Raw genomic sequence first — 24,782 nt, 5'->3', positions numbered from 1 at the left:
TCACCACTCCTTATGCCGGGCTGCAGCGGGGCTCCACGGGGCCAAACGCTCGATTACCCAGGCGGTCAATACATCACATGCGATCGCCACAATCGCCAACATCACCAGCGCGGCAAAAATGCCTTCTATGTCGATCGACTGGGCGAGTACTGAAACAATCTTGCCGATTCCCTGTTGCGCGCCAAGCAGTTCCACGATCGCTTCAATGCCCCACGCACCCGCCAACGCGATGCGGATGCCACCGAGAATCTGCGGCACCGTACCTGGGATCAGCACATCGCGAATCGCACGCCGTGGGCTCGCGCCGAGCGTGCGTGCGTAATCCTCGAATACGGGATCCAGGTTGTCGGCAGCGCGCTGGGCAAACACATAGAGGATCACGGCGCAATACACGAGGACCAGCAGGATCGAGCTACCCCGCCCCACGCCGAACCAGATCAGGAAGAATGGTGCGATGACCAGCGTCGGCACGGTGCCAACGGTCATCATCACCGGCTGAACCAGCGGCCCCAGCCATTTCGAGCGGGCCGCTAGCAAGCCAATCGTGATGCCGATCAGCGAGCCGGCGAAGACGGCAACGAGGACATTGACACCGGTAAACACCAGACTGCCGAAAAGTCCTGTGTTACCCAGCCCATAGTAGGTCAGCTCTCGCGCCACCCAGAAGTCTGCAGCGATGCGTCTGGCGACGTTCAACGGCGAGGGTAAAATCGACTCCGCCACGAAGCAACTGGCGATATGCCAGGCCAACACCACGAGGACGATCCCGAGAAGCGCCAGCGGGTCGAAGCGTCGCCAGAACGCGGAACTCGAGAGTCGCGGACGCGGGAGTCGCGTCCGGTTGCCTGCCCTTGTCACTTCTGATGCCGTACTACGAAACATCGCAATACTCCTTATGCCTTGCTGCTTGCGGCACTTGCGAAACGATAGGCATCCAGGAAATCGAACCATGTGTAGTACTGATGTGCCTGCTTGAGAAGATTGGCCTTGTCAGCCGGGAGACTTTCGCCATCAAGCGTCTTCAAAAGGGCATCGGTCCTGGTTTGATAGTCCTTCATCTGCTGCCAGATCGGCGCGGCCCAGACGATATCTTCCGGCGTGACTGAGCCCTTGCGGATGATCCCGCTGGCGGCAATGTCGTCGATGATGGCTGACCACGCGTTCTTGTAGAAGTACACATTTTTTTCGTCAGTGAAATACGTGGCGTTATAGTCATACGTCGAGAACGGATCGAGCCGCTCCACTGCATTCTGTACGTCCTTCGCATTCAACGAGGTGCCGGCCACGCTGTTCAGATACGGCGCCTGCAACGCGAACAGCGACGGATCCTTCTTGACCGCGTCGAGGGTACGCCACACCACCGACATGAAGCGCAGCATCGCGTTCGGGTGGCTATTCACAAAGTTTCCGTTGGCGCCAACGCCGACGACCGTCACCAGATGCTCGACCGGCGAGCCCGCTCCAGCAGGTGCGTACTTGTTCATGTCGCCCACATCAAGCACATCGGTCCATCCTGCCTGCTCGAGCGAGTAGACGATCGGCGCCCCGTCGGGGTTGACGAAGTCTTCGCGACCGGCACGGGCGAGTACCACCGATTTCGAATCATCGAGCACCTGCAGGTTCCAGTTCACCTTGGCCATGCTCGAGGCGAGAATTTCGAACGGCCGGTCGGTCACTTGCGGCGGACCTACTAGCGTCTTGCCCTCGAGCGGAGCCAGTGCGGCGTGGAGCGCGGCATCAAAGCTCATGCCCTGCGCGGTATAGTCCTTGAACGATTTGAGGTGCAAGCGCGGATTGGCCAGGATCGCGTTGCCGAGGAAGTTGTCCGTGAAACCGACGCATTTGAGCGTCCGTGCCGATTTGTAGGTCGGCAGCATGTTGGGACAGTTTTCGCTGATCACATCCACCTGCCCGTTGAGCAGCAGCGCAGTTGCGTTGGTGTCGTTGACCTTGAGCCCTTGGGGTGCGGGGTCGATCGCGATGCCGACATCCTTGAACCAGCCCTTCTGCATCGCAATGACGTAGAACGTATTGTCGGCAAATGGACGCATTCCGAACTTCACCTGCTGCTGGGGGATGCTCGTCCCTGCTTCAGGCGGCGCGGGCACGAAGCGGTCCGCGGCAAATGCCGAGATGCTCGTCATGAGTCCCAGACTGACCAGCGCGGTCGCCACGCTTGCCCGCTTGAAGGGATGGAAAAGATCTGATTTCGACATCGTCAACTTCCTTATAGTCAAAAACCCGTTGGCCGCTGAAAAAATAAAGGAATGCAATTCAGGTGGGTGTTGCGGAAAGACTCGGCAAGCGGCACGGTTCACCCGGCCCGCAGCAGTCATGGTGCTACACGACTGACAATCAAGATATCGCGTCAATAATCGCCGCGAGACGCCGTTCCCGCGCATTGGAAAGACAAAAAAATATTTCTATCTTTCAATGACTTATAGTTTTTCAAAGATGAAATGAAATGCCAGCGACAGCGCGCCTGAGGTGATGCTGATGGGCTTACGCTGATACGTGACCTGGTCCGCTCAAAAAAACCCGAGCAGCTCTTTTTCCAGCAGGACTTCGAAGCAGGAATGGCGTTGTGCGAATTGCAGGGCAAAGCACCCGGGCTCCTTCGCAACCGTCGTGGCATGTGGCCAGTCCCGACCGGTTGGACTGCCGGATTTCTTCCCGCTATGTTTGGGCGTTTTAATTCTGCGAGGCTTTTTTCATGTTGCCCATTCCGGAGGAACTGGCGTTCCTGCAGATACGGGTCGCGCGGCGCATGATCAGCCTTTTGGTAGACTCATAACTCCACTCGACGTAGCTCCCCGCCATTAGGACGGAGTGAATTGATCGGGCATTGGCGACGCCTTGGGATAGCCAGCGGATACTCCGCGGTCCAACGAGCGCTCATGCTTCCCCCGATTTTTCGTACAACTGCGCCTCAAATTGCTGAGCTATCCCGATCATACGGATCCGGGTCGCCAGGACCGCAGCGATGCCGAGGCTAGCCACCAGGAGAAGCATGCCACTCGAGAAAGACCCGGTCTTCTCATTGATGTAGCCAACTGTATAGGGCCCGACGAAGGCACCGAGATTGCCCAGTAAAGAAATCATGCCCATCGCGCTGCCGCGCAGCTGCGGCGGAAAGTTCTCCGCGGCAATGGCCCAGAAAGGCGCATGCGCCGCAAAGAGGAACGTCCCGCTGAGAACCAGAAACGCGAGCGAAAGGAGATAGTTATGCGCCAGCACCGACAGAAGCAGGAAGACGCCAAACCCGAGCAGCACGATGGCGACGACGCGGTTCTTGTGCATTGTCTTGTCGGAGATCCGGCCCGCGACCAGCAGTCCGACCATTGCCGCGATATACGGAAGCGTCGAGACGTAGCTGGTATAGGTGATGCCGGCGCCAGAAAGCGTCTTGACGATCGCCGGAATCCACATGAACATGCCTGTCGCGCCGATCAGCCAGAAGCCGTACACCGCACTCATCAGCAGAACCTGCGGATTCAGGATCGCGTTCTTGTAGTCTTGCGCGGAAGCCTTCTTCCCGGGTTTCTGCTGCCCGGCAAGAATATAGTCGCGCTCCTCGCGGGATAGCCACGCTGCCTCCTGCGGACGGCTGGCGGCGGTCAAATAGTAGACTACTCCGAGAACGACGGCCGGCAAGCCCTGCAACACAAACAGCATGCGCCAGTCGAAATGGCTGAGCAGCACGCCCGACAGGGGGCCCATGATGATGAACGACAGCGGCAGGCACAGCAGCCAGACGCCGTTCGACGTGCTGCGCTCGTTCTCGGGGAACCAACGCGCGAGAACAACGAGGATCATCGTCCAAACGCCGCCATCGATCACGCCAAGCAGAAATCGCAGTATCAGCAGTTCCGCGCCGTTACGCACCAAGCCGGTCGCCATCGCGACCACGCCCCATGCGATCGCCAGTAGCATGATGAGGCGGTTGGCATCGTATTTCTCGACCAGAATCCCGCTAGGCACCTGAAGAATGGTATAGCCGAGGAAGAACAGGCCGCCGGCAAGGCCGCTTGCTGCCGTGCCGATACCGAGATCCCGGTTCATGCCGCCGATGACGGCAAAGCCGAGGTTGTTACGGTCGATAAAGTTGATGATGTACAGGCCCAGCAGACATAGCAGGACCCGTGTCCATCGTTTGCGGGGGATCGTTTGTGTGGCGGGATTCATCTATCTCCTCCTTTAAAATAATTGTTTTTCTAGGTGACGTTCAATTGACGCGGTAGCGCGCGATTAGCGCCTCATCAGGATCGCAGCCCAGGCCGGGTTCCTGCGGCACGGAGGTCTTCCCGTGCCGCGGCAGCGTGAACGGACTGAACGGCGCTGTTTCCAGATTCATGTACAGCCGCTCCAGCGGCGCCTCCTGCTCCAGGCACGCGGCGATATGCAGCGACGCGAGATAGCCGGGGCCGAAATAGGCGCAATGGGGAACGACGCGGACGCCGAAACTCTCGGCCACGGCATTGATTTTCAGCGCCTCGGTGATGCCACCGATCTTGGTGACGCTAGGCTGGGCGATATCGACCGCCCCGACTTCGAACATCTTTCTGAAGTCGTGGAGACCGCCGGCGTTTTCACCTGCCGACAGAGGCATGCCCTTGGCGCGCAGTCGCGCCATGGCGGCGTGATCCTCCGGCGGCCAGATCGGCTCTTCCAGCCAGTAAATGTTGAGCGGACGCAACCGCTCGACCATCGCGCAAGCCTGGGCGGGCGTCCAGGGGCAATTGGTGTCGACCATCATCTCGATGTCCGGGCCGAGGACATCGCGCGACATTTCGATAAGGTCTGGGTTGACCTCGTGGAGCTTGATGTAGCGGTAGCCCTGTTCGGCAGCAAGCCGTAGGTTCTTTTCCAGCGCGCTCGTCTCGCCATAGCGCAGCAGACTTGCATAGACCGGCAATTCCTTACGCACGGCGCCGCCGATCATGGCGTGCAGCGGCAGGCGCGCGCGCTTGCCAGCGATGTCCCAAAGCGCGATGTCTACGCCAGAGACGCCGTAGACCAGCGGACCGTTGCGTCCGAACAGATGCAGGTTGCGATTGACCTCGGACATCAGGGCGGTGATATCGGTGGGGTCCCGGCCGATCAGCATCGGCGCGATCATGTTATCGATCACCAGCTTGGTGGCGGGAGCGACGGCATGACCGAAGGCTTCACCCCAGCCGGTGATCCCAGCGTCGGTCTGAATGCGGACCAGCAAGATGTTGAGCATGGTCGCGGGATGTCCGGCGATCGCCTTCGGGCCACCACCGATGTCATAAGGAATCTGAAGCAGAATGGTTTCGACTGAAGTAATTCTCATGGGATGCTCATCTCGCTGCGAAGAAGTCTCAGCTGGGTTCCGCTGAGGAGTGGTGATGCAATATCTTCCAGACGCCTTCCCTTCGCTGGAAGAGGAAGGTGAAACGGGCAGGTGCCCCGATCTCCCGGCCGTCGTCCTGCGTCCTTGAAAAGCGGTAGTTGCCGACGCTCAGCAAGTTGCCGTCGGAAAGGCCGACGAAATGCCGTTCACCGAATTCCACGGTCGCCGTGCCACGGAAGTAAGCGCGGATTTCCGCCATACCGACGCGCAACCGGGCTTGCGAGGTGCCGTGCAGAAAGGCGTCTTCCGCATACAGGGCGGCGACACGTGCCGGCTCTCGGGTATTGAATGCCTCGGCCCAGGCATCGAGAAGGGACAAACCTTCCTCGATCACTGTGTCGGAGCTCATGGGCGTCCCTCCTGCAGATGCAGACGGGACCGAGCCCGATAATGGCTGATTAGTCGTCACTTAAAACGCCTCCTTCGTCGCTTTTCAATGGCGCCTACAATGCGAGCCATACTCCTTAACGTCAAATGATAAAAAGGAAGGTTTCCATGAGTAACAGGTTATGAACCTCAGTTTCCGGATGTTGGAACTGCTGCGGTTCGCAATCGAAACCCGCAGTGTCACCGCCACGGCGGAGCGCCTGCACATATCGCAACCGGCGGTCAGCAAGACATTGCAGCAGGCGGAGGAGCGTCTCGGTTTCCCGCTCTTCGTCCGCGAGCGCGGAAGACTCGTGCCGACGCTCGATGCGCGCCTGCTCTTGCCGGAGATCGTCCGTGCCACGGCGGCGATGGAAGCCGTCAGCCGGCGGGCCGAGGACCTGCAGAGCCTGAAAACCGGCATGCTCACGCTTGCGGCAACGCCCGTGCTGGGCAACACGTTGGTGACGCAAGCGATCGCAGCCTTTCGCACGCAATATGCGAATGTGCACGTGATCGTCGAAACGATATCCAATCAGGAAGTCGTAGAGGCAGTCGCCGATCACCGGGTTGATCTTGGTGTCGTCCTGACGCCGGTCGAGGATGCACATACGCAGGCTCGCCACTTATGCACCGCGGAACTCGTCTGCGTCCTGCCTCAGACGCATGTGCTGGCCGGTCATGCGTTTGTTGGACCTCAGGAGATCGCCCCCTTCCCGCTCATTTCTTTCAATCGCCATCAACCTATTGGCGCGCTGATCGAAGAAGCGTTTCGCGCCGCTTCCATCCGCCGCACGATCGCCGTTGAGGTGGCGCAGTCGTGGATGGCCTGCGCCCTAGTCCAGGCAGGGGCGGGCCTCGCCATCATGGATGCATTTACAACCATCGGCGGCCTTCCCGCCGGACTAACGGTACGGCCGTTTAAACCGACCACGCATATCAGCGGCCGGCTACTCCATTCCCTTGACAGGCCTTTGTCACGCCATGCGGAAGCATTCACCGAGGTTCTCCTCTCCGTCGTACAGCATGAGGTCGCTGCGGGACGCATTATTGCGTGAAGAAGGTCTGATGCGCTGACCGAGTGTGAACCGGTGATGCAGGCGTCGTTATCAGGAAGGACGGCTGCGCATTACATGACGCGATGTCATCCGTCCGGTGTCAGTCGATCCTTTGTCCGTTGGCCACGCCTACCGATAAAGGCTGGCTCTGGTGCAAATAGGCGGTCTGGACGAGATTTTTGTTATAGAAAGGATACCTCATCAAGCAGACAGGACGGCCCCCCAGACTGCGGGTGCAGCGGTATCTTTGAGGCCGAGCTTCGCGAGGCTGAATTGGCCCTTGCGAATACGATGGACCAATTCAATACCTGAGAGAGTAATCGCTGCGTTCCTGAAACGTTTGAAGCCGAACATGACTTTCGTCCGGGACTTGATGTTGCGGTGGTCCTGCTCGACCAAATTATTGAGATATTTCGAGGATCGGACCTTTGTGTCCTCAGGCAGCAAGCCATCGGCCTTCATCTCGCGCACGGCGCGGTGCGAGGCTGCATAACCATCAAGCGTGATGGTCTTCGGTGGCTGGCCTTGATGTTCGATTGCCTTCCTGAAAAGGGCTTTTGCCGCCTTCACGTCGCGCCTGGCGCTGAGCATGAAGTCTACTGTCTGCCCCACCCGATCCACCGCTCGATAAAGATAGACCCACTTGCCGCGCAGCTTGAGGTAAGTCTCGTCGACACGCCACCATTGCCCGGTGGGCCTGCCAAAGCGGTTCCACCGTTTGATGAACTCCGGCGCAAAGCGCCGCACCCAGCGCAGGTTCGTCGTGTGCGCCAGCGACAGACCACGTTCCGCCATCATTTCGACCAGATCGCGCAGGCTAAGCTTGTAGCGCAGGTACCAGCGAACACACAGAATGATCACATCGCGGTCAAAGTGACGGCCTGCGAACAGTTCGTCAAGGCTCTTCAGCTTGCTCATCGTCGGTTCTCAATTCGTTCAGCCGGACACCTTAACCGATTCGCCCCCGCGCTATTTGCACCAGAGCCATTTTCCGTAGGTCGCGACAGCCCTCTATCGCACGATCATCTACGTCTCTGTAATGTTGTGAGATTGTGAGAAGCGGCGCTGCAACGTGGACGCAGCGAGCGCGGACGACCAGTGAACCCGGGGAATTGATTCGCCTGGTCAGGCGCCGTTCACTGCATCCTTGAACGCCTTGCCGGCCGTGAACTTGACGGTCTTCGCGGCGGCAATCTGGATTTCCGCACCGGTGGCTGGATTCCGCCCAGTCCGCGCGGCACGTTCACCTGTGGAAAACGACCCGAAGCCGATCAACTGCACCGTGTCGCCTTTCGTGACCGCCGCTGTGATGGTGCGGAGCAGCGCGTCGAGCGTTTCAGCGGCCAACGCCTTGCTGGTGCCGGCTTTTGCGGCGACGGCGTCGACGAGGTCCTGCTTGATCATGGTGATGTCCTTAAATGTTGGGTTTGAATATCGCCACCCTACCCGATCCCCTGACCGGTGCGCAACCGGCTTCAGAGCGGCGCCACCGAACTGTCCTTGATGCATCCCAACGTCGCTCACGGGTGGCACTGCCGTCAAAGTTCACGTTTTCGCCTCCAGCCTCCCGCCAGATCGGCCGTCACGTGGTGCCAGCAGGCTCGAGGAGGCATCCGCAAATGCATTTTTCCCGAAAATGGTCGGAGTTCCGTAAGCGAAGCGTTCGATAGCCGGCTAGCCGACAGTTCACTTTTCCCAATGGTGCGCGCCGCCGAGTAGCCGGGACAGGCTGAGCGTTGCTTCCCGTTGTTCTGAGCTTGTCAGCGGTGACGCACACACCCGAATGCGCGCCCTGCCCGGCATGTCCGTTAGCCTGCGACGGGCGCTGCCGCGTGCTGGCGGGCAGCGCCGCGCTGTTCAGGCTCCGCCCGCGGTAGGTTGGCTCAACAGGAAAAACAGAATCGGATCCGGAGCGCACAATTTTAACTAAAAAGTTCACGAAAAGTGATCAACTTAATTATGTCAAATTTGACAGCTGTGTAGCTCTTGTAGCCCGATCGCTCGCTTGCCCAAGGAGCTATGGGACAGAGCGGCAGTTGCGGACCCACTCTTCGATTGCATGAAAACGAGATCTGTGCCTGTCACGGTGCTCGCCTTCGGTAACCAGACTTCAATGCGTCCACGACGAGTTCCACCGCCCTCGATGATTTGCGGCGGCTCGGATAATAGACATGGTGCCCGACGAAAGTGGGAAACCACTCTTCCAAAACCCAGACAAGACGTTCCGCTTCAACATGCGGCTCTACAAGATCTCTCGGAACGTATGCGAGCCCGAAGCCGGCGAGCGCTGCCTCGACCATCTGATAAACGTTATTGAATGTGAGCTGTCCCTCAACGCGAACCTGTAACTCACGCCGACCTTTGCTTAGCTCCCACGCCAGGAGGGAGTCTCTTGTCGGCAGTCGCAGATTGATGCAGTTGTGCCGCGTCAAATCCTGCGGCGTCCTGGCTCGTGTTGCGGTCTGCAGATAGGCGGGAGATCCCACGATCGCCATCGTCATATCCGGTGCAATACGCACTGCGATCATGTCTTTGGCTACTTGATCGCCGAGACGCACGCCGATGTCACAGCGATTTGCGACCAGATCTGAAAGCCCGTAGTCGTTCACGAGTTCGATCTTGATCTCTGGATATTGGCGGAGCAGCGTCTGCACCCGCGGCCACACGTAGGCGTTCGCCGCGTAATCCGTGGCGGTGATCCGGACGGTTCCTGCCGGCCGGTCTGTCATCGCGCGCAAAGATTCGAGTTCCGCCTGGATTTCCTCGAACCGTGGGCCGATCGACGAAAGCAATCGCTCCCCTGTCTCCGTCGGCGACACGCTGCGGGTCGTGCGCGTAAGCAGCGGCACGCCCATGCGCTCCTCCAGAGCCCGCACCGTGCGGCTCAACGCGGACTGCGAGACGCCCAACTGGGCGGCCGCCCGAGTGAAATTGCGCTCACGCGCAACTGCCATGAACGCCATGAGATCGTTGAAGTCTTCCATCGATTAATGCACCAAAGCATAGGCCCATGCCAATTTTGCCATCTAGTCGCATGAATGGCCAGGCGTTAGATTATGGTCAGGCAGCACGACGCATGCGTCGCCAATTTTGTGAGGAAGAAACGTTATGGAACTCAAGCGCGCGGGCTCGCAGCCCTCAATGAAAGGCCCCGAAGAATGGTTCACGGGCAAAGTGCGGATCGATCCACTGAACGCTCCGCCGCCGCCCGCGCGGGTTTCATGCGCAAGCGTCACCTTCGAGCCCGGCGCGCGTACCGCATGGCACACGCACCCGCTCGGGCAGACGCTGCTCGTCACGACGGGTTGCGGCTGGACGCAATGCGAAGGCGAGGCGCGTGTCGAGATTCGTGCGGGCGACGTCATCTGGTGTCCGCCTGGTCACAAGCACTGGCACGGCGCGACATCGACGACCGCGATGACGCATATCGCCATTCAGGAAGCGCTCGACGGCAAGAACGTCAATTGGCTGGAGAAAATGACGGACGAGCAATACCTCGGTAGCGGCGATCAGAAATGAGGAAGCTCGCGGCAGCCTTGGTCTTTTCAGCGCTGATATGGGCTCCGCTAGCGGCGTATGCCGCCGTTGCCGAGCCGGCGGGCATAACGGTCGCGCACAGCGGGTCGCAACCGTCCGCCCAGGGTGGCACGCCGCGCTTTGCTGGTCAGGTGCGCATCGATCCGCTCTTTTAACCGCAGTCGCCTTCGCGCCTGTCGGGCGGAATGGTCACGTTCGAACCGGGCGCCCGCACTGCCTGGCACACGCACCCGCTCGGGCAGACGTTGATCGTCACCTCCGGTCGGGGCTGGATCCAGCAATCGGGCCGCGAGCGGCAGCAGATCGTAGCCGGCGACATCGTGTCGATCCCCGCTGGAGTCAAACACTGGCACGGTGCGACCGCCACCACGGGCATGACGCATATCGCGCTTCAGGAGTCGCTTGATAGCAAAAACGTCGACTGGCTCGAACAAGTCACGGATCAGCAATACACCGGGCCGTAACAGGCAAATGCGCCACTTGTCCCGACATATTGCAGCGGCGGGTCTTGCGATCCTCGCGTCCGCCTGTGCCCATACGCAAAGGACTGAATCCATGCAAGCCCCATCCCTCGCCGACCTCAAGTCGGTTTCTCCCGCTTTCGAGCGCTACACGACGCAGACTGTGTTCGACGGTCTGTGGAAGCGGCCGCAACTCTCGCCGCGCGACCGGAGCATCGTGACTCTCTCGGTGCTGATCGCTCGCGGTCAGACCGTCGAAATGCCGCTTCATTTCAGGCTCGCGCTCAACAACGGCGTGAAGCCCGCCGAGATTTCGGAAATGATTGCACACCTGGCTTTTTACTCGGGGTGGGCCACCGCAACGGCCGCTTCGGGCGTCGCCAGGCACATCTTCGATGAACGCAGCATCGGCCCCGATCAGCTTGCGCCTGCCGACGTGACGCTGCTGCCGTTGGACGAAGCGGCTGAGAAGCAACGCGCACAGATGGTCGGCGAGAACTTCGGAGCAGTCGCGCCTGGCGTGGTCGAGTACACGACGGATTCGCTGTTCCGCGACCTGTGGCTTCGTCCGGGGCTTGCGCCGCGCGACCGTAGTTTGGTGACGGTGAGTGCGCTCGTCGCGAATGGTCAGGTCGCACAGATTCCCTATCACCTGAACCGCGCGATGGACAACGGGCTGAGCAAAGACGAAGCGTCCGAAGTGCTGACACACCTAGCGTTCTACGTCGGATGGCCGAACGTTTTTTCAGCGATGCCGGTGTTCAAGGATGTGTTTTCAAAACGCCCGGCGTGAGCCATGCAATCGAGCTCGTGAGCGGCGTTCGCCTGCTTCCTGCAGTACCGGCGTATAGGCCTGGCTGCGCGATGTGTGGTTTCGCACGGTCCTTCGTTATCAATTTCTGGAGAAACACGCAATGCCGCATGTCATCGTTAAGGCGTGGTCCGGGAAGACAGAAGAACAGAAGCAACGCCTCGCCGATGCAATCGCCCATGATGTCATGGACATCCTCGGCTTTGGAGGAGAGTCTGTCTCAGTCGGTTTTGAGGAAATTCCCACCGGACCGATGGAAGGACGATGTCTATCGTCCGGACATCGAGGCACGCGCTCAAACGCTTTGCAAGAAACCCGGATACCGAATGTAGAGGTGCATCGTATGGCTCAGTCACCCTTGGCGGAAGCTCACGGGCAATCCGTTGCCGCAACGCTGATGCCGGTAATGACCGCGGTGCTCGCCGGTTTCATCATCATCGGCGTAGCGCTTCCAGTACTTCCCTTACACGTGAACAACGATCTGGGCTTCGGTCCATTGGTTGTCGGCCTCGTGGCTGGAGCGCAATTTGCCGCGTCGCTCGTCTCGCGAGTCTGGGCGGGAACTTATTCTGACAGACGCGGTGCAAAGCGCGGGGTGCTCGTCGGTCTCATTGCCGCGGCCGCTGCAGGGCAGCTGTACTTGTTCTCTCTCGCCTTCGTGAAGGTGCCGGAGCTCTCCGTTGCGATCCTCCTTATTGGTCGTGCGGTTCTCGGCGGTGCGGAAAGTTTCATCATTACTGGGGGCGTCGCTTGGGGACTGGGGCTCGTCCACAGGCAACATGCCGGGAAAGTGATCGCCTGGGTGGGAACGGCCATGTTCGCAGCCATGGCGCTGGGCGGGCCCATTGGGACCATCCTTTACACCTCGTTCGGATTTTTATCGATCGCTCTTGTCACAGCGCTATTGCCGTTGATCGTTCTGGGCTATCTCGTCCGCATGCCTGCAGTCGCGCCGCAAGCACACGGCGAACATGCGTCCTTCAATACGATCATGAAAGCCGTGTGGCTGCCCGGCCTCGGCGCGGCGCTCGCCAGTATCGGCTACTGCGCAATCCTGGCGTTCAGTTCGCTGTTCTTCACAGACATGCACTGGCAGCCTGTGTGGATGGCCTTTAGTGCCTTTGGCGCCGCACTGATCGCGTCGCGCGCGATGGGAGGCCATCTTCCCGACCGGTTCGGAGGGGCGAAAGTCGCAACTGTGTTCGTCATCGTCGAGGCGATAGGTCTGCTGCTCATGTCGCTGGCGACAACGGCTTTGGTCGCGTCTGCAGGAGCGGCCGTTGCCGGTCTCGGCTATTCACTCGTTTATCCGGGACTCGGCGTCGAGGCAGTCAGCGGCATAACGCGGAATAATCGCGGCATGGCGATGGGCCTCTACACCGCGTTCCTGGATCTGACGATGGCAGTAGGAAGCCCGGCCCTCGGGTGGGTCGGCGGGCACGCAGGACTGCGTGCGGTCTTCATGGTGAGCGCGGTGATCGTTGCCTGCACCGCCGGTGTGGCGATTCACCTGCTTCATAAGAGTAAGCATCGCGAAGCGGCGTAGTTGCACAACACGGCCGGTTAGTGCTCCGCGGGCTTGAAGCGGGCCTGTCCTGTCGCCAAAAGTTGGCGTGTAGACTTGCCAGCACGTTGCGTAGCGCCAGCCGAAGCAGCTTCGCCTGCGGCGGCATTACCATTGAAACCCACAAACGGAAGTGTCGCCCCTAGGCCCAACCTCGAAACCCATCCCCGCTGAAATCACAACATTCAGACGGCTGGAATGCACGCCGTCTGGCCACCGTCGACAGAAATAACCGCACCTGTCATAAAGCTGGCATCGTCCGTGAGCAGAAACGTTGCTACCGCCGCAATCTCTTCAGGCTGCCCCTCGCGACCAATCGCGTGAGCCGCCCGAATGCGTTTTGCTTTTTCCGGATCGTCGAACATATAGGCAGTAAAAGGCGTTCGAATCATCCCGGGGGCAATTGCGTTGACCCGAATGCCGTAGGGACCAAGTTCTGCTCCCATAGTCCGCGTGATACCAGAGACTGCGAACTTTGAAGCGACGTACGGCAGCCGATTCGGAACGCCCATGATGCCTGCCCCGGACGAGACGTTCACGATAGCTCGTGAAGTTTTGTCATGCTGGACAGCGCGTGAAAAAGCCTGGCACATGAGAAAGGTTCCATCCAGATTGACGGACATCACCTTTCTCCAGTTTTCCGCTTCACAATCGAGCACATTACCTACCCCTTTGATGCCTGCGCAATTGATCAAGCCGTGGAGGTTTCCAAACTTCCTCTTCGCCCCCGCAACGAACGATTCCACCTGTTCACCGTCGGATACGTCGAGCGTCGCACCATAGACGCGAGCTTCATCGCTCAACTCTGTTACCAGCTTGTCAAGGCCGCCGTTGTTGTGATCTGCGACTCCGACTGACGCGCCCTCTTCCCAGAGCCTTCGGACACACGCAGCTCCAATTCCGCTAGCCGCGCCCGTGATCAAGACTACCTTGCCTTCGAATCGATTCATGAGTGTGTACCTCGTGGTAACAAAGCTTATATAAAGCGTGCGATTACAAGTCGAACGTTGAACACCAACTGTATTCAATTCGCCGTGCGGCGGAAGGCGACGTCCTCACGAGGTCAAAGTCTTCAGAAGGACGGTTGCATCCTCAAGTGCCTCGAGATTACGTGCCAAGTCCACCGCCTCGGTGATCCTGTCTGCCGACACCGGAACCGCCGCGACTGATGCACAGTCGCGAAACTTCGCAGCAATCGCGTCCCATGACATCGGTGCTTCCGAACTGCCGGGTACGTTGTTTCCAACACGGGCAAAGCTGCGACCATCGCGAGTCATGATCTCCATGCGGCCGTCAGGAATCTTCACCTTCCAGTCGAGGCTACTGTCCTCTACAGGTACCACCTTTTGCGCGATGCTAAGAACCTCATGGTCATGTAGCGCTGCGGCACTGAAGTCCGAGATGCGAATCTGTCCACGCGCGGCGGCCAGTGCCACACAGAACGGAAGACTGAACTTCGCATCGACCAGCGTCGCCGGTGCGCGACGCAGATCCAGCGGATAACACATTCGCTGGTGAAAATCTCCCACGAAGACCTTGATCTGCTCGATGTCACTCGCTTTCAATCCGTGCTCTTTTATCAATTCGATCGTGGCGTGGATGTAGGTATGTACGTTCCCAACCGCCGGCCAGGCCTTGTACAACATCGAGGCGCCCAGGTACTCTTTCCCCAAACCCTCCACCATCTTGTCCCGCTCGTACTTCCCACCGAAGTAGACGTTGAAGATGCCAGCTTTTCCCTCAAACAGTTCTGCGATACCTGTTATGCCCTTTTGCGCCAGAAGCACTGACATGACAGCGCCTTGCGCTGTGAATCCGGCGTACATCCCGCGCAGGTCGCTGCCTATACCAAAGATGACCTGCATTGTCCCGCTTGACTGCATGCTGGCAATCCCAAGTGCATGCGCAATCTGGTCGCGGCTCAGTCCCTGAATACAGGCTGCCGCAGCAGCCCCAGAAAACGCTCCGACGACTGAAGACAGATTCCAGTCCTGGCGCCAACCTACGTTGCAGCGCAAACGCACGAAAAGATCCTGTCCCAACGCTACGCTGGTAATCAGCTCTCGCCCGGAGACCTTCCCCCTGCGTTCGGCGAGTGCAAGAACGGCCGGAACGACGGAGCTGTCCGGATGCGCACCCCAAGGCGTTTGATCGTCGAAATCGAGGCAATGAGCCATGACTCCGTTCAGGAATGCCGCCGACTGTGCCGGCACCTTCCCGGCGAAACCGAGCACGGAGGCTTCCTGTCGCCCACCTGCATCCAGCACAACGTCGGCCACCCCTCGTACTGCGGGCTCCATGCCACTGCCGGCGAGCGTCACACCGATTATGTCGAGGATCGATTTCTCCGCTGCTTCAACTGCTTCTTTGGACAGATCTTCGAAGCGAGTCTCGGCGACGTGGTTGGCAAATAATTGGCAAAGGTCGGGGCTAGTCGGCATGGTTAAGATTGAATACAAAGTTAAGGAGGGTGCTGGAACTGCGTGTGATTGGCGTCTCAGGAAAATTCAACTGAGTATCAGTCTGATAGTAGATACACGGATGAACAAGCGATCAATCGTGAAGTATTCTTAAAAATCGCTTAGTAATTGCCAACGCATCGATTGCACCATGCCATCTCCACGATTTACGCCAAGACAACTGTGCGCTTTCATTGCGGTTGCTGATGTCAGAAGTTTCGCCAAAGCAGGAGAGCGGCTAAGTTTGTCTGCGTCGGCGGTGAGTCAACTCGTCAGTGAATTGGAGTCTTCAATCGGATTTCGGCTCTTCGACCGTACAACGCGCAGCGTTTCCCTATCGCCAGCTGGCCGGGAATTTCATCCTTCTGCCAGGAGCGTGCTGACGCGCATGGAGCTTGCGCAAGCAGCAGTAGACGACATTCGCAATCGCGCGGCCGGTATCGTCCGCGTTGCGGCACCTCTCGTTCTGGCGAGTACGGTTCTGCCTGCCGCAGTGAAGGCGTACACGAACCGCAAACCCAAGGTTCTCGTCCGTATCCGGGACACGTCAGTAGAAAGTCTCATTGATATGGTCAACAGCGCCGCAGTGGACCTGGCTGTTGGTCCCGATCAGACAGTAAGCGAAGGCGTCATGCGTTTGGACCTTTTCAAAAGCCCATGGGTTGTATGGTTCGATCCGACTCACCCCATGGTCGAACGCAGAGAGATTTCATGGGCTGAACTGAGACACTGCCCACTGGTTGTTGCCGGGCGGGATTACGAACGCACGATATCGCTGACGCACGGCGAATATCACGAGAACGACCGGATTACGCCGGTCGACATCGTCGACAACATCAGCACCGCACTCGGCATGGCTGCAGAGGGGCTCGGGTTGGTGATTGCACCTGCCTATGTCGGTCTCCTTGGGCGGCGGTTCGGCCTCGTGATGCGTCCGATTGTTCAACCCGCGGTGACGCGCCAGGTCTGCCTCTATCACTCCTCGGCCCGCACTGTATCCCCAGCCGCCCAGGGCTTCCGTGAGCATTTGATTGCCTGGCTGGCAGGTAAAGACGATCTCGGTCAGTGATGCGATTTTTTACACTCGACAGCGGTCCATGATTCCCGGCCAGGTGCGTTTCAGAGAACACGACCAAGCCGCCAGTGCGCGCTGCAAAAAGCGGTGACGACAGTCCTTAGCTCAACAGATGTTGAGAGTGGTTCATATTTATTAATCAATCCCGCTCGTAGCCTCTGCTACGCTTTCGTACGCGGGATGCGCGACCTGCTCACTGCTGAGTAGCGGCACGGCGCGGCTGCCTTCATCGGGACGAGTGTTCAAATGATTAATTTTCCTATCATCGACTCCCATATTCATCTGCTCGATCGCCAGCGTTTCGGCTACTCCTGGTCTAGCGGCTCTTCGTGGGCGACCGGCGCGACGAAACTCCAACGCAATTGGACAGTAGACGACCTGTCAAGCTACTCGAAGCCTTATCACGTTCAGGGATTCGTCTTCATCGAAGCGGATGTCGACATGCCGCAGTATCTCGATGAGGCAGAATGGGTAGCGTCGAGTGCGGAGAACGACTCTCGAATCATGGCGTGTGTCGCCAGCCTGCCGCTCGAGAAAGGACTCGCCATCGAGCCTGAGATGGCTCGGGTTGCAAGCCTGCATCGAGTACGCGGCGTGAGACGCCTCATTCAGAACATGCAAGACTCAGCAACCATCTTGGATCGCGACTTTCTGGGTGCCATCAACCTGCTGCCGAAGTACGACCTCTCCTTTGATATCTGCATTGATCCGCACCAGTTCGAACACACCATCGAGATGGTCGAACGATGCCCTTCGGTCTCGTTCGTTCTGGATCACATGGGCAAACCGGAGATCAAAGATAGTCGCCGGCAGGATTTCTGGCGCAGACAGATTCGGCAGTTGGCAGCGTTGCCGAACGTTGTGTGCAAGGTCTCCGGCTTGCTGACGCAGGCAGATCATGCGACCTGGAATGCCGAACAGGTGTTACCGTTCATTCACCACGTCATCGAATACTTCGGTGTCGACCGCGTGCTTTTCGGCGGAGACTGGCCGGTGCTTGAACTGGCCGCGAGCTACCGGGAATGGGTCGACGTTGTCGACCATGCGACTCAGCTACTTCCGAATGCTGACCGGCGCAAAATCTTTCGCGATAACGCCATCAGAATCTACCGTCTCGACGCTTAAACGCTGCTCGAAAACGCTGTCCACGTGCGGTCGAACTGGCTCCAGCTCAGCCGCCGATAGACGTGGAAAACGCCAAAATCCCAGATGGGCCGGAGCCCGCTTCACTTCGAGCGAAGCGCGTGCCGGGAGGAATTTATCTCGCTTCATGTACGGCGCCAGTGGAGCGCTCACCGGACGTCGAACTGGTGGCGGTACGCAAACTCACGCCTTTCGTCTCGGGCACGAACTGAGTCAAGATGAGACAAGCAACCGCGACTGCCGCAACGTAATAAGCAGGGGCAAGCGGCGACCCAAACGCCTGGACCAGAAGTGTCCCGATCAGAGGCGTCGTCCCTCCGAACACTGCCACGGTGACTTGATACGAAATCGCGTGTCCCGTCGCGCGGAATGACGTCGGGAAAAACTCGGGCGCGGCGACGAAGCATGCACCTCCATACAGCCCAACTCCAACAACCAGGAGGAGCTGGCCAAGAAGCGCGCCCGTAATCGTACCCGTTGCCGCCAGATAAACGCCAGGATAGGCAGCAAAAGCCAACCATGCTGCCCCGAAAGTGAGTATGGGCTTACGACCGAACCGGTCGCTCAACATTCCTCCGAGCGGAATCATGAACGACAGCACAACGACCGAGGCGGCGTTCGTGAAAAGCGCGGATGTCGGGTCGAGCTTCGCCACACGAACGAGAAACGTGTACATGAATCCCAGCAGCAGATACGAGCCCACGGTCTGAATCGGCTGAATCATCGCTACGTTCAGCATACCCTTCAGACCCCCTTCCCGGATCGCTGTACGAAGGGGATTCTTCGAATGCGTCTTGCGGGTTGCCTGCTTGAATTCATCCGGCTCGTCGAGATTGCGCCGCAGCCAGAAGCCAACGATACCGATAAGTCCACCGGCAAGGAATGGGACGCGCCAGACCCAGTCGGCATACGCGGTCGCACCTGCCGCAAGCTGAAGGCCAATCAGGAGTCCAGCGACCAGAGCATTGGGTAGATGCGAAAAGATCAAGGTCAGACCAATCCAGCCGCCTCTACGGTCATCCGGTGCTGACTCGAGGATGAAGCTGGTGGTGCCCGTCGTCTCACCACCGAGGGCAAGGCCTTGAGCAATCCGGCACACGACCAGAAGAACGGGGGCGGCAATTCCAATCCTGGCGTAAGTCGGCAGAAGGCCGATTACGGCGGTCCCAAGCGCCATCAGCCAGACGGTCGTCGCCATGACCTTTACGCGCCCGATTTTGTCCGCGATCACGCCAAACATCAATCCCCCCACCGGCCGGGCGAAGAAAGCTACGGCGTAGACAGCGAAGGTACTTAGAAGCGCCGCGGTACGGTCGCTACCAGGGAAGAAATGGGCCGCAAGAATCGGAACGGAGAATCCGAAAACTGCGAAGTCGTAGATTTCTCCAAAATTGCCGATGGAACCGGCTGAGAGCGTTCGCACCGTACTTTGCTTTGCCACGTCACTCCTCCATACAAGCTTTGTATTGGCACAACCAGCAGCAAGTCATTGCCAGCACAGCGCAAGAACCCGCCGGCCACGCGCCGAGGCGCAGCAATTCACTGAGAACCGCCACGCAACCCGGGCTCCGCAACGGCGCCCCGCTAAATCATTCGGCTCAGACGAAGGATGTCGGGTAGCCCGAAGTCACCCACGTCGGGGTGAGCGTGGCCACGGGAAAGCGCCACTTTCAATGCGATTTCGTAGGCGAGGGACCGTTCGCGTAACAGCGCGTTGAGCCCCTGTGAAATGATCTCCCTGTCAGCTGCCGTCAGGACACCGGGTCCGCTGAAATCATGACTGGCCATGAGCATCTCCTGAACAGGGCGCGATGCAGGACGGGTTCGATCGCGTTGATACGCGTCGATGTGAGCTGGGTCCGCACAGTCCCTGACTTCCAGTACTCGGAGGACTCGACGTGCCGTCTGTCGACCATTACGGTCAAACGACAGCGCATGGTCCTATCATGTAGATGTTAGCGCTTACGCCGGCGTGATCCGCCGACTGTATAGATGGCGGCCGCCGTGACAACAACCGTTCCCTCGATGACGCCCTGATAGTTCGCACCCAGGTTGAGGATGTTGAACCCGTTGGTCAGGGTAAACAGGAGCAGCGCGCCTGCAAGGGTTTTGATAACGGAACCAGCGCCGCCAAACAGCGAAGTCCCGCCGAGAATTGCCGAGGCGATCACGGTCAGTTCTGCGCCTTGCATTGCTGTTGGGTTGACCGCTCCCAGGCGACTGCCGAACAACACACCGCCGAAACCCGCCGCCGCACTGCAGAGGATGAAACCAGCCATCTTGTAACGCTTGACGTTAATCCCCGACAAGCGCGCAGCCTCGGGATTACCACCCACCGCGTAGACGCGTCGACCGATGGTCGTCATGCTCAGGATAAACCAGACAATCGCCGTGAAGATCGCCATATACACGACAGGTTTGGGCATTGCGAGTGACCATCCACCGGCCCACACGAGAGCAAGGCAGCAAATTCCGCCGGCAATCATGCCAAAGGATGTCGCAGGGATAATGCGTGCTTCGCGACGTGCTCGCAGCAGGAACCAGCAACCCGCCAGCAGCAGCGCCGCGCCAATGAGGATAAGCGGAATGGCGATTGGCAGGCGCCCCGATTCGAACGTCCGCATAGCCTGCAACGCCTCGGGCGTATCAACCGACAAAGACCGGCCATCGGTGTAGATCTGAACCACGCCACGGATCGCGGTCAACGTTCCCAACGTAACAATGAACGCATTGATTCCCAGGTACTGGACGATCGCGCCGTTCAACAGGCCAGCCAGGATCGAGACAAGCATCGCAACGAGCGCTGCCGGCCAGAACCCGAGCGAATCTGCCAGACCCACGAGCACCGCTGCCGAAAGAGCCGCCACGGACGCGACCGAAAGGTCGAAGTTGCCAGTAATCAGGATCACTGTCATCGCGACCGCAATGATGGCGACCAGTGACGCCTGATAGAGGACGTTAGAGATGTTCACCGCGCTCAGATAACTGGGCCTGCCGGTATAGGCCGTGACACCAGAGATAATCAATACCAGCAGGATAAGCGCATAGTAAACGCCCATCTCGCGGAGGCTGAACAATCGCCGCCAATCAGTCATTTGTCCCTGTGCCATTTTAGAAACGCCGTTCGTCGGCCCGCCCGGGGATTCATTGCCACCACTCGACGGTCCGGAATGGGTTGAAGTAGTCAGGTTCATCATTACTCTCTCTTTCAAGATTGCGCTGCGGGTTGCTCGCTAGCCGGGTTCGCACTCTTGCCGCCCGCCAACAACACCAGTTCATGCTCGGACGTCTCGTGGCCAGCGCGCTCAGCAATGCAACGCCCGTCGCGCATAACCAGGATTCGGCTGCTCACTGCCAGGAGCTCCTCGAATTCGGACGAAACGATGATGACCGCCTTACCCGCTGCCGCCAACTCACGCACAAGCAACAAAACGTCCGTTTTCGCTCCGATGTCGATGCCAGCGGTCGGCTCGTCCAGCAAGAACACCTTCACATCGCTGAAGAGCCACTTGGCAATGGTTACTTTCTGCGCATTGCCGCCACTGAGCTCGGTCACAAGGATGTCCGGCGAATTCGCCTTGATTGACAGGCGGCGGATGGCCTCGGCGCCACGCCGGCGCTCTTGCGCCGGGTCCGGCAGCCAGCGTCCTCGCAAGACGCCGTCCAGCGCCGGAAGGGTTGTGTTGCGCCAAATCTCGAACCCAGGGACAAGACCTTGCTTCATACGGTCTTCAGGAACTAAACCGAGTCCTGCCTTCACTGCTGCAGCAGTCGACCTTCGAATCGGTCGGCCCTCAACTAGCACGTCACCTGCGGCATCTGGGTCGGCGCCAAAAATCGCATGCAGAAGCTCACTACGGCCCGACCCAAGCAGCCCCGCGATTCCAATGACCTCACCCGCGCGTACTTTCAACGAGATAGTTTCCAGTTTGCCGGGAGACGCGACGTCTTTAAGCTCCAGCAATACAGGCGCACTCAAATCGACCGGCTGCGTTGTCGCTCGTTCAAGTGCGACGATCTGCCGGCCAACGATAGCTTCTGCGAGACGCGACTCGTCGAGTTCACTGGTCTCTGCGTCAACGACTGCTTGCCCGTCACGCAGGATGGTGACCCGGTCTGTGAGCGCCATGACCTCGTCCAGAAAGTGCGACACGAACAGAATCGCTTTATCTTCAACGCGAGAAAGGTGCCGCACGATCTGGTAGACGACCTCGCGTTCACTTGCAGCGAGGGACGCCGTCGGCTCGTCCATCACGATCAGGTCGGCTCCCGTTCCAAGCGCCTGCAGAATTGCGACCATCTGGCGTTGGCCGATGGACAGGTCGCTCACGAGCCGGTCTGGATGGAGCCAATACCCGACTCGCCGACATAGATCAGAGAAACGCTCCCGAATGATCGTGCTACGGCGCCACCGGCTTTCCTCGCCCAGGAATACGTTTTCGAGGACCGAAAGCGTCGGCACCAGGGGAATATGCTGATGAATCGTAGCAATCCCCATGTCGTTCGCCGCTTTCGGACTCGAGTATTCAACTGGAGTCCCCTTCCAGACGATTCGTCCGCCCGTAGCGGGAAAGGAGCCCGAAAGGATCTTGATTAGCGTCGATTTGCCAGCGCCGTTCGCGCCGAGCAGCCCGTGAACCGTGCCGCGCGAGACGTTCAGGTTGACTCCGCGCAGCGCGGTCAGGCCATTCGGGAATGTCTTCGTCACGCCCTGCAACTGCAAGAGCGGGATTTCATTTTCCATTTGGCTGCCTCCTACTTCAGTTGACATCACCCTTGCTTACCACTCAGGCACGCATTGGGACAGGCTGGCTTTCGTGACTTGAGGGGTGTCAACATCGACAAACTGTGCTTTGGGCGCGCCAGGGTTAGTCACCGCCGCGTACAGCGCCTTGAAGGCGAGCTGGCCCATTTTCCCAGGCTGGATGCAGACCGTACCATCGACATCGCCTGCCTTGATGGCGTTTATGCCAAGCCGCGATCCGCCTCGACTGACAAGTTTTGCGTGTGATCCGGCCGCGCGCACGGCTCGAGCGCAGCCGATGACCATGTCGTCAGCCTGATTGAAGAAAAGGTCAACATCCGGGTGTGCAGACAGAATGTTCTGGCACACGGACTCCCCTTTCTCAGGAGTCCAGTCGGTGGGTTGCGAGGCGACGATTTCATACTTGATGCCCGCCTTATCAAGCCCTTCCTTGAAACCTTTTGTCACCTGCCATACCGTCGGATAGCCAGGCGCTCCCTCGACGATCGCGATCTTCGCGGTCCGCCCCTTCGGGAGCAAGGTCGCTGCAATCTGAGCCGCGTCGTATCCGGCGTGAACCTCATCGCTTGCGACCAGTGCGCTTAGCTTTGGGTAAACGTCTTTGATTGCATGCTTTTGCGGATCACCGATCTGGGTCGCGACTGCTACAAACGGGATGTTATGTGACGCGGCACGGTCGACCCAGGATTGGGCAACCACCGCGTCAATCGGCAGAATAGCGATTCCGTCGACCTTCTGAGCAATGAGGTCGTCAACCGCATTTCCCTGTTTTTCGACACTCGTTTTCGCGTCAAGCACAATTGTTTTGACGCCAGCCGCCTTTGCTGCCGCCTCGAATCCTTTCGCTGCGGCGACATTGAAGGGATACTGCATGCCTGCGGCGACGTAGCCGAGCGTGATGTCCTTGGCTGTGGCGGCATCTGTCACAAGCGCCATAGCGGCGGCGACGCCAAACAATGCCAGTTTCCTGAGATACTTCTTCATGACTGTCTCCATATTTAGTTTCTTTGTTGGCCGCAGATCTGTCCAAGCTTCCTTGTACGAGTCATGCGGCCGTCTCTCTGTGTGCCCTGCTGTTTTCTCGAACCGACCGCCCGAAGGGGCGATGATTAAGATGCCTGAGTCACTGTCACCACTGGGGGATGCAAGTTGATACGTTTCCTTTTGTTACGCCAGGGGTGTCGATTTCAATGAACTTGCCCTTTGGCGTCTGCGGGTTCGTTACAGCAGCGTAAAGTGCCTTGAACGCTTGCTGGCCCATTTTTTCGGGCTCGACACAGACCGTGCCGTCGACGTCACCCATTTTGATCGCGTTGATTCCAAGCCGCGAGCCGCCCCAACCGACGAGCTTTGCCTTCGAGCCAGCTGCATGTACGGCGCGGGCGCAACCGATGACCATGTCGTCGGCCTGGTTGTAGAAGAGGTCGACATCCGGATCAGCGCTCAGGATGTTCTGACAGACGGCCTCGCCCTTTTCGGCGGTCCAGTCCGTAGGCTGCGAGGCAACGATTCGATACTTCGCTCCTGCCTTATCCAGGCCGTCTTTGAAACCCTTTGTGCGCTGCCATACCTGCGGGTAGCCGGGTGCCCCTTCCACGATGGCGATATTGGCAACACGGCCCTTTGGAAGCAGCTTCGCAGCGATTTCGCCAGCGTTATAGCCCGTATGCACCTCATCGCTTGCGACAAGCGCAGCGAGCTTCGGGTAGACATCCTTGATTGCTCGTTTCTGAGGGTCACCCAACTCAGTTGCAACGGAGACGAGCGGGATTCCGTGAGCGGCAACGCGATCTGCCCAGCTTTGCGCGACCACACCATCCAGTGGAAGGAACGCAATTCCATCCACTTTCTGCGAGATCAGGTCGTCAATTGCGTTGCCCTGCTTTTCGACGCTGGTTTTGGGGTCGAGGATGATGGCCTTAGCGCCTGCTGCTTTTGCCGCATCCTCGAACCCCTTTGCCACAGCAACATTGAACGGATACTGCAGACCTGCAGCGACATAGCCGACCGTAATTTCCTTCGCTCCTGCCACACCGGCCGCCGCTAGTAACAGGCTCGCCACTCCCAAGCCGAGAAGGTTCCTTCCAAACGCGCTCATCGCTTTGTCTCCAATCTGTTCATTAGTTGGTCCAGCAGTTTTTGCTCGTTTTGAACGGGTCTTTTTTA

Annotated in this window: 22 protein-coding genes and 1 pseudogene; 7 read left to right on the top strand and 16 right to left on the bottom strand. The window is 58.8% G+C overall.

Annotated elements, in window-relative coordinates:
- The 5 genes from HWY30_RS03080 to HWY30_RS03060 form a co-directional block, all read right to left on the bottom strand.
- Positions 1-882 (bottom strand): ABC transporter permease, encoded by an 882-nt coding sequence (locus HWY30_RS03080; RefSeq protein WP_167368831.1) that lies wholly within the window; start codon positions 880-882, stop codon positions 1-3.
- 11 nt (positions 883-893) lie between these two features.
- Entirely contained in the window at positions 894-2,336 is a 1,443-nt protein-coding gene (locus HWY30_RS03075; RefSeq protein WP_143037336.1) for an ABC transporter substrate-binding protein, read from the bottom strand.
- A 559-nt stretch (positions 2,337-2,895) separates the two neighbouring features.
- Complete coding sequence (locus tag HWY30_RS03070; RefSeq protein WP_090812253.1) at positions 2,896-4,185, bottom strand: MFS transporter; 1,290 nt, start codon at positions 4,183-4,185, stop codon at positions 2,896-2,898.
- 40 nt (positions 4,186-4,225) lie between these two features.
- Complete coding sequence (locus HWY30_RS03065) at positions 4,226-5,317, bottom strand: mandelate racemase/muconate lactonizing enzyme family protein (protein ID WP_090812252.1); 1,092 nt, start codon at positions 5,315-5,317, stop codon at positions 4,226-4,228.
- Positions 5,318-5,345: 28 nt separating this feature from the next.
- On the bottom strand, positions 5,346-5,726 hold the full coding sequence (locus tag HWY30_RS03060) for a nuclear transport factor 2 family protein (protein ID WP_090812251.1): 381 nt from the start codon (positions 5,724-5,726) through the stop codon (positions 5,346-5,348).
- Positions 5,727-5,886: 160 nt separating this feature from the next.
- Between HWY30_RS03060 and HWY30_RS03055 the strand changes: the two genes are divergently transcribed.
- Entirely contained in the window at positions 5,887-6,801 is a 915-nt protein-coding gene (locus HWY30_RS03055; protein WP_090812250.1) for a LysR family transcriptional regulator, read from the top strand.
- 201 nt (positions 6,802-7,002) lie between these two features.
- Here the strand turns inward: HWY30_RS03055 and HWY30_RS03050 are convergent, their stop codons facing one another.
- From HWY30_RS03050 to HWY30_RS03040, 3 genes are all read right to left on the bottom strand, one after another.
- Positions 7,003-7,710 carry an IS6 family transposase gene (locus tag HWY30_RS03050; RefSeq protein ID WP_425199355.1) on the bottom strand — a complete coding sequence of 236 codons (708 nt, stop codon included), beginning with the start codon at positions 7,708-7,710 and terminating at the stop codon, positions 7,003-7,005.
- A gap of 216 nt (positions 7,711-7,926) precedes the next feature.
- On the bottom strand, positions 7,927-8,205 hold the full coding sequence (locus HWY30_RS03045) for an HU family DNA-binding protein (RefSeq protein ID WP_090812248.1): 279 nt from the start codon (positions 8,203-8,205) through the stop codon (positions 7,927-7,929).
- A 677-nt stretch (positions 8,206-8,882) separates the two neighbouring features.
- Positions 8,883-9,785, bottom strand: coding sequence for a LysR family transcriptional regulator (locus HWY30_RS03040; protein ID WP_090812247.1), 903 nt, complete (start codon positions 9,783-9,785; stop codon positions 8,883-8,885).
- 124 nt (positions 9,786-9,909) lie between these two features.
- Here HWY30_RS03040 and HWY30_RS03035 point away from each other — a divergent pair, with 124 nt between their 5' ends.
- The 4 genes and pseudogenes from HWY30_RS03035 (at position 9,910) to HWY30_RS03015 (ending at position 13,156) form a co-directional block, all read left to right on the top strand.
- Positions 9,910-10,320, top strand: coding sequence for a (R)-mandelonitrile lyase (locus tag HWY30_RS03035; protein ID WP_090812246.1), 411 nt, complete (start codon positions 9,910-9,912; stop codon positions 10,318-10,320).
- A gap of 83 nt (positions 10,321-10,403) precedes the next feature.
- A pseudogene (locus HWY30_RS03030) lies at positions 10,404-10,802 on the top strand ((R)-mandelonitrile lyase).
- A 91-nt stretch (positions 10,803-10,893) separates the two neighbouring features.
- A complete protein-coding gene (locus tag HWY30_RS03025) occupies positions 10,894-11,592 on the top strand; it encodes a carboxymuconolactone decarboxylase family protein (RefSeq protein ID WP_244144766.1) in 699 nt (232 codons plus the stop codon).
- Between the two features lie 121 nt (positions 11,593-11,713).
- Positions 11,714-13,156, top strand: coding sequence for an arabinose transporter (locus HWY30_RS03015; RefSeq protein ID WP_244144765.1), 1,443 nt, complete (start codon positions 11,714-11,716; stop codon positions 13,154-13,156).
- 203 nt (positions 13,157-13,359) lie between these two features.
- Here the strand turns inward: HWY30_RS03015 and HWY30_RS03010 are convergent, their stop codons facing one another.
- Positions 13,360-14,124, bottom strand: coding sequence for an SDR family NAD(P)-dependent oxidoreductase (locus HWY30_RS03010; protein WP_090812244.1), 765 nt, complete (start codon positions 14,122-14,124; stop codon positions 13,360-13,362).
- A gap of 105 nt (positions 14,125-14,229) precedes the next feature.
- The gene (locus HWY30_RS03005) at positions 14,230-15,615 is read right to left on the bottom strand and encodes an MmgE/PrpD family protein (protein WP_090812243.1); all 1,386 of its coding nucleotides are present in this window, start codon (positions 15,613-15,615) and stop codon (positions 14,230-14,232) included.
- 169 nt (positions 15,616-15,784) lie between these two features.
- On the opposite strand from HWY30_RS03005, the gene HWY30_RS03000 reads away from it, so the two are divergent.
- Positions 15,785-16,702 carry a LysR family transcriptional regulator gene (locus tag HWY30_RS03000; protein WP_090812242.1) on the top strand — a complete coding sequence of 306 codons (918 nt, stop codon included), beginning with the start codon at positions 15,785-15,787 and terminating at the stop codon, positions 16,700-16,702.
- A gap of 252 nt (positions 16,703-16,954) precedes the next feature.
- Positions 16,955-17,833, top strand: coding sequence for an amidohydrolase family protein (locus HWY30_RS02995; protein ID WP_090812241.1), 879 nt, complete (start codon positions 16,955-16,957; stop codon positions 17,831-17,833).
- A gap of 133 nt (positions 17,834-17,966) precedes the next feature.
- Here HWY30_RS02995 and HWY30_RS02990 read toward each other — a convergent pair whose 3' ends face one another.
- The 6 genes from HWY30_RS02990 to HWY30_RS02965 all read right to left on the bottom strand — a co-directional run bounded on the left by HWY30_RS02990 (position 17,967) and on the right by HWY30_RS02965 (position 24,714).
- Positions 17,967-19,292 (bottom strand): MFS transporter, encoded by a 1,326-nt coding sequence (locus tag HWY30_RS02990; protein ID WP_090812240.1) that lies wholly within the window; start codon positions 19,290-19,292, stop codon positions 17,967-17,969.
- A gap of 143 nt (positions 19,293-19,435) precedes the next feature.
- On the bottom strand, positions 19,436-19,639 hold the full coding sequence (locus HWY30_RS02985; RefSeq protein ID WP_090812600.1) for a hypothetical protein: 204 nt from the start codon (positions 19,637-19,639) through the stop codon (positions 19,436-19,438).
- A 167-nt stretch (positions 19,640-19,806) separates the two neighbouring features.
- Positions 19,807-21,048 (bottom strand): ABC transporter permease, encoded by a 1,242-nt coding sequence (locus tag HWY30_RS02980; protein ID WP_244144764.1) that lies wholly within the window; start codon positions 21,046-21,048, stop codon positions 19,807-19,809.
- 11 nt (positions 21,049-21,059) lie between these two features.
- On the bottom strand, positions 21,060-22,595 hold the full coding sequence (locus HWY30_RS02975) for a sugar ABC transporter ATP-binding protein (protein WP_090812238.1): 1,536 nt from the start codon (positions 22,593-22,595) through the stop codon (positions 21,060-21,062).
- 36 nt (positions 22,596-22,631) lie between these two features.
- Positions 22,632-23,600, bottom strand: coding sequence for a sugar ABC transporter substrate-binding protein (locus HWY30_RS02970; RefSeq protein ID WP_090812599.1), 969 nt, complete (start codon positions 23,598-23,600; stop codon positions 22,632-22,634).
- Positions 23,601-23,745: 145 nt separating this feature from the next.
- Positions 23,746-24,714 (bottom strand): sugar ABC transporter substrate-binding protein, encoded by a 969-nt coding sequence (locus tag HWY30_RS02965; protein WP_090812237.1) that lies wholly within the window; start codon positions 24,712-24,714, stop codon positions 23,746-23,748.
- Positions 24,715-24,782: the final 68 nt, after the last annotated feature.

It is taken from the genome of Paraburkholderia tuberum STM678 (genome assembly GCF_902833905.1).
Classification (GTDB): domain Bacteria; phylum Pseudomonadota; class Gammaproteobacteria; order Burkholderiales; family Burkholderiaceae; genus Paraburkholderia; species Paraburkholderia tuberum.
The sequence above is the reverse complement of the archived record's forward strand: the minus strand, read 5'-3'. Positions and strand labels throughout refer to the sequence as shown.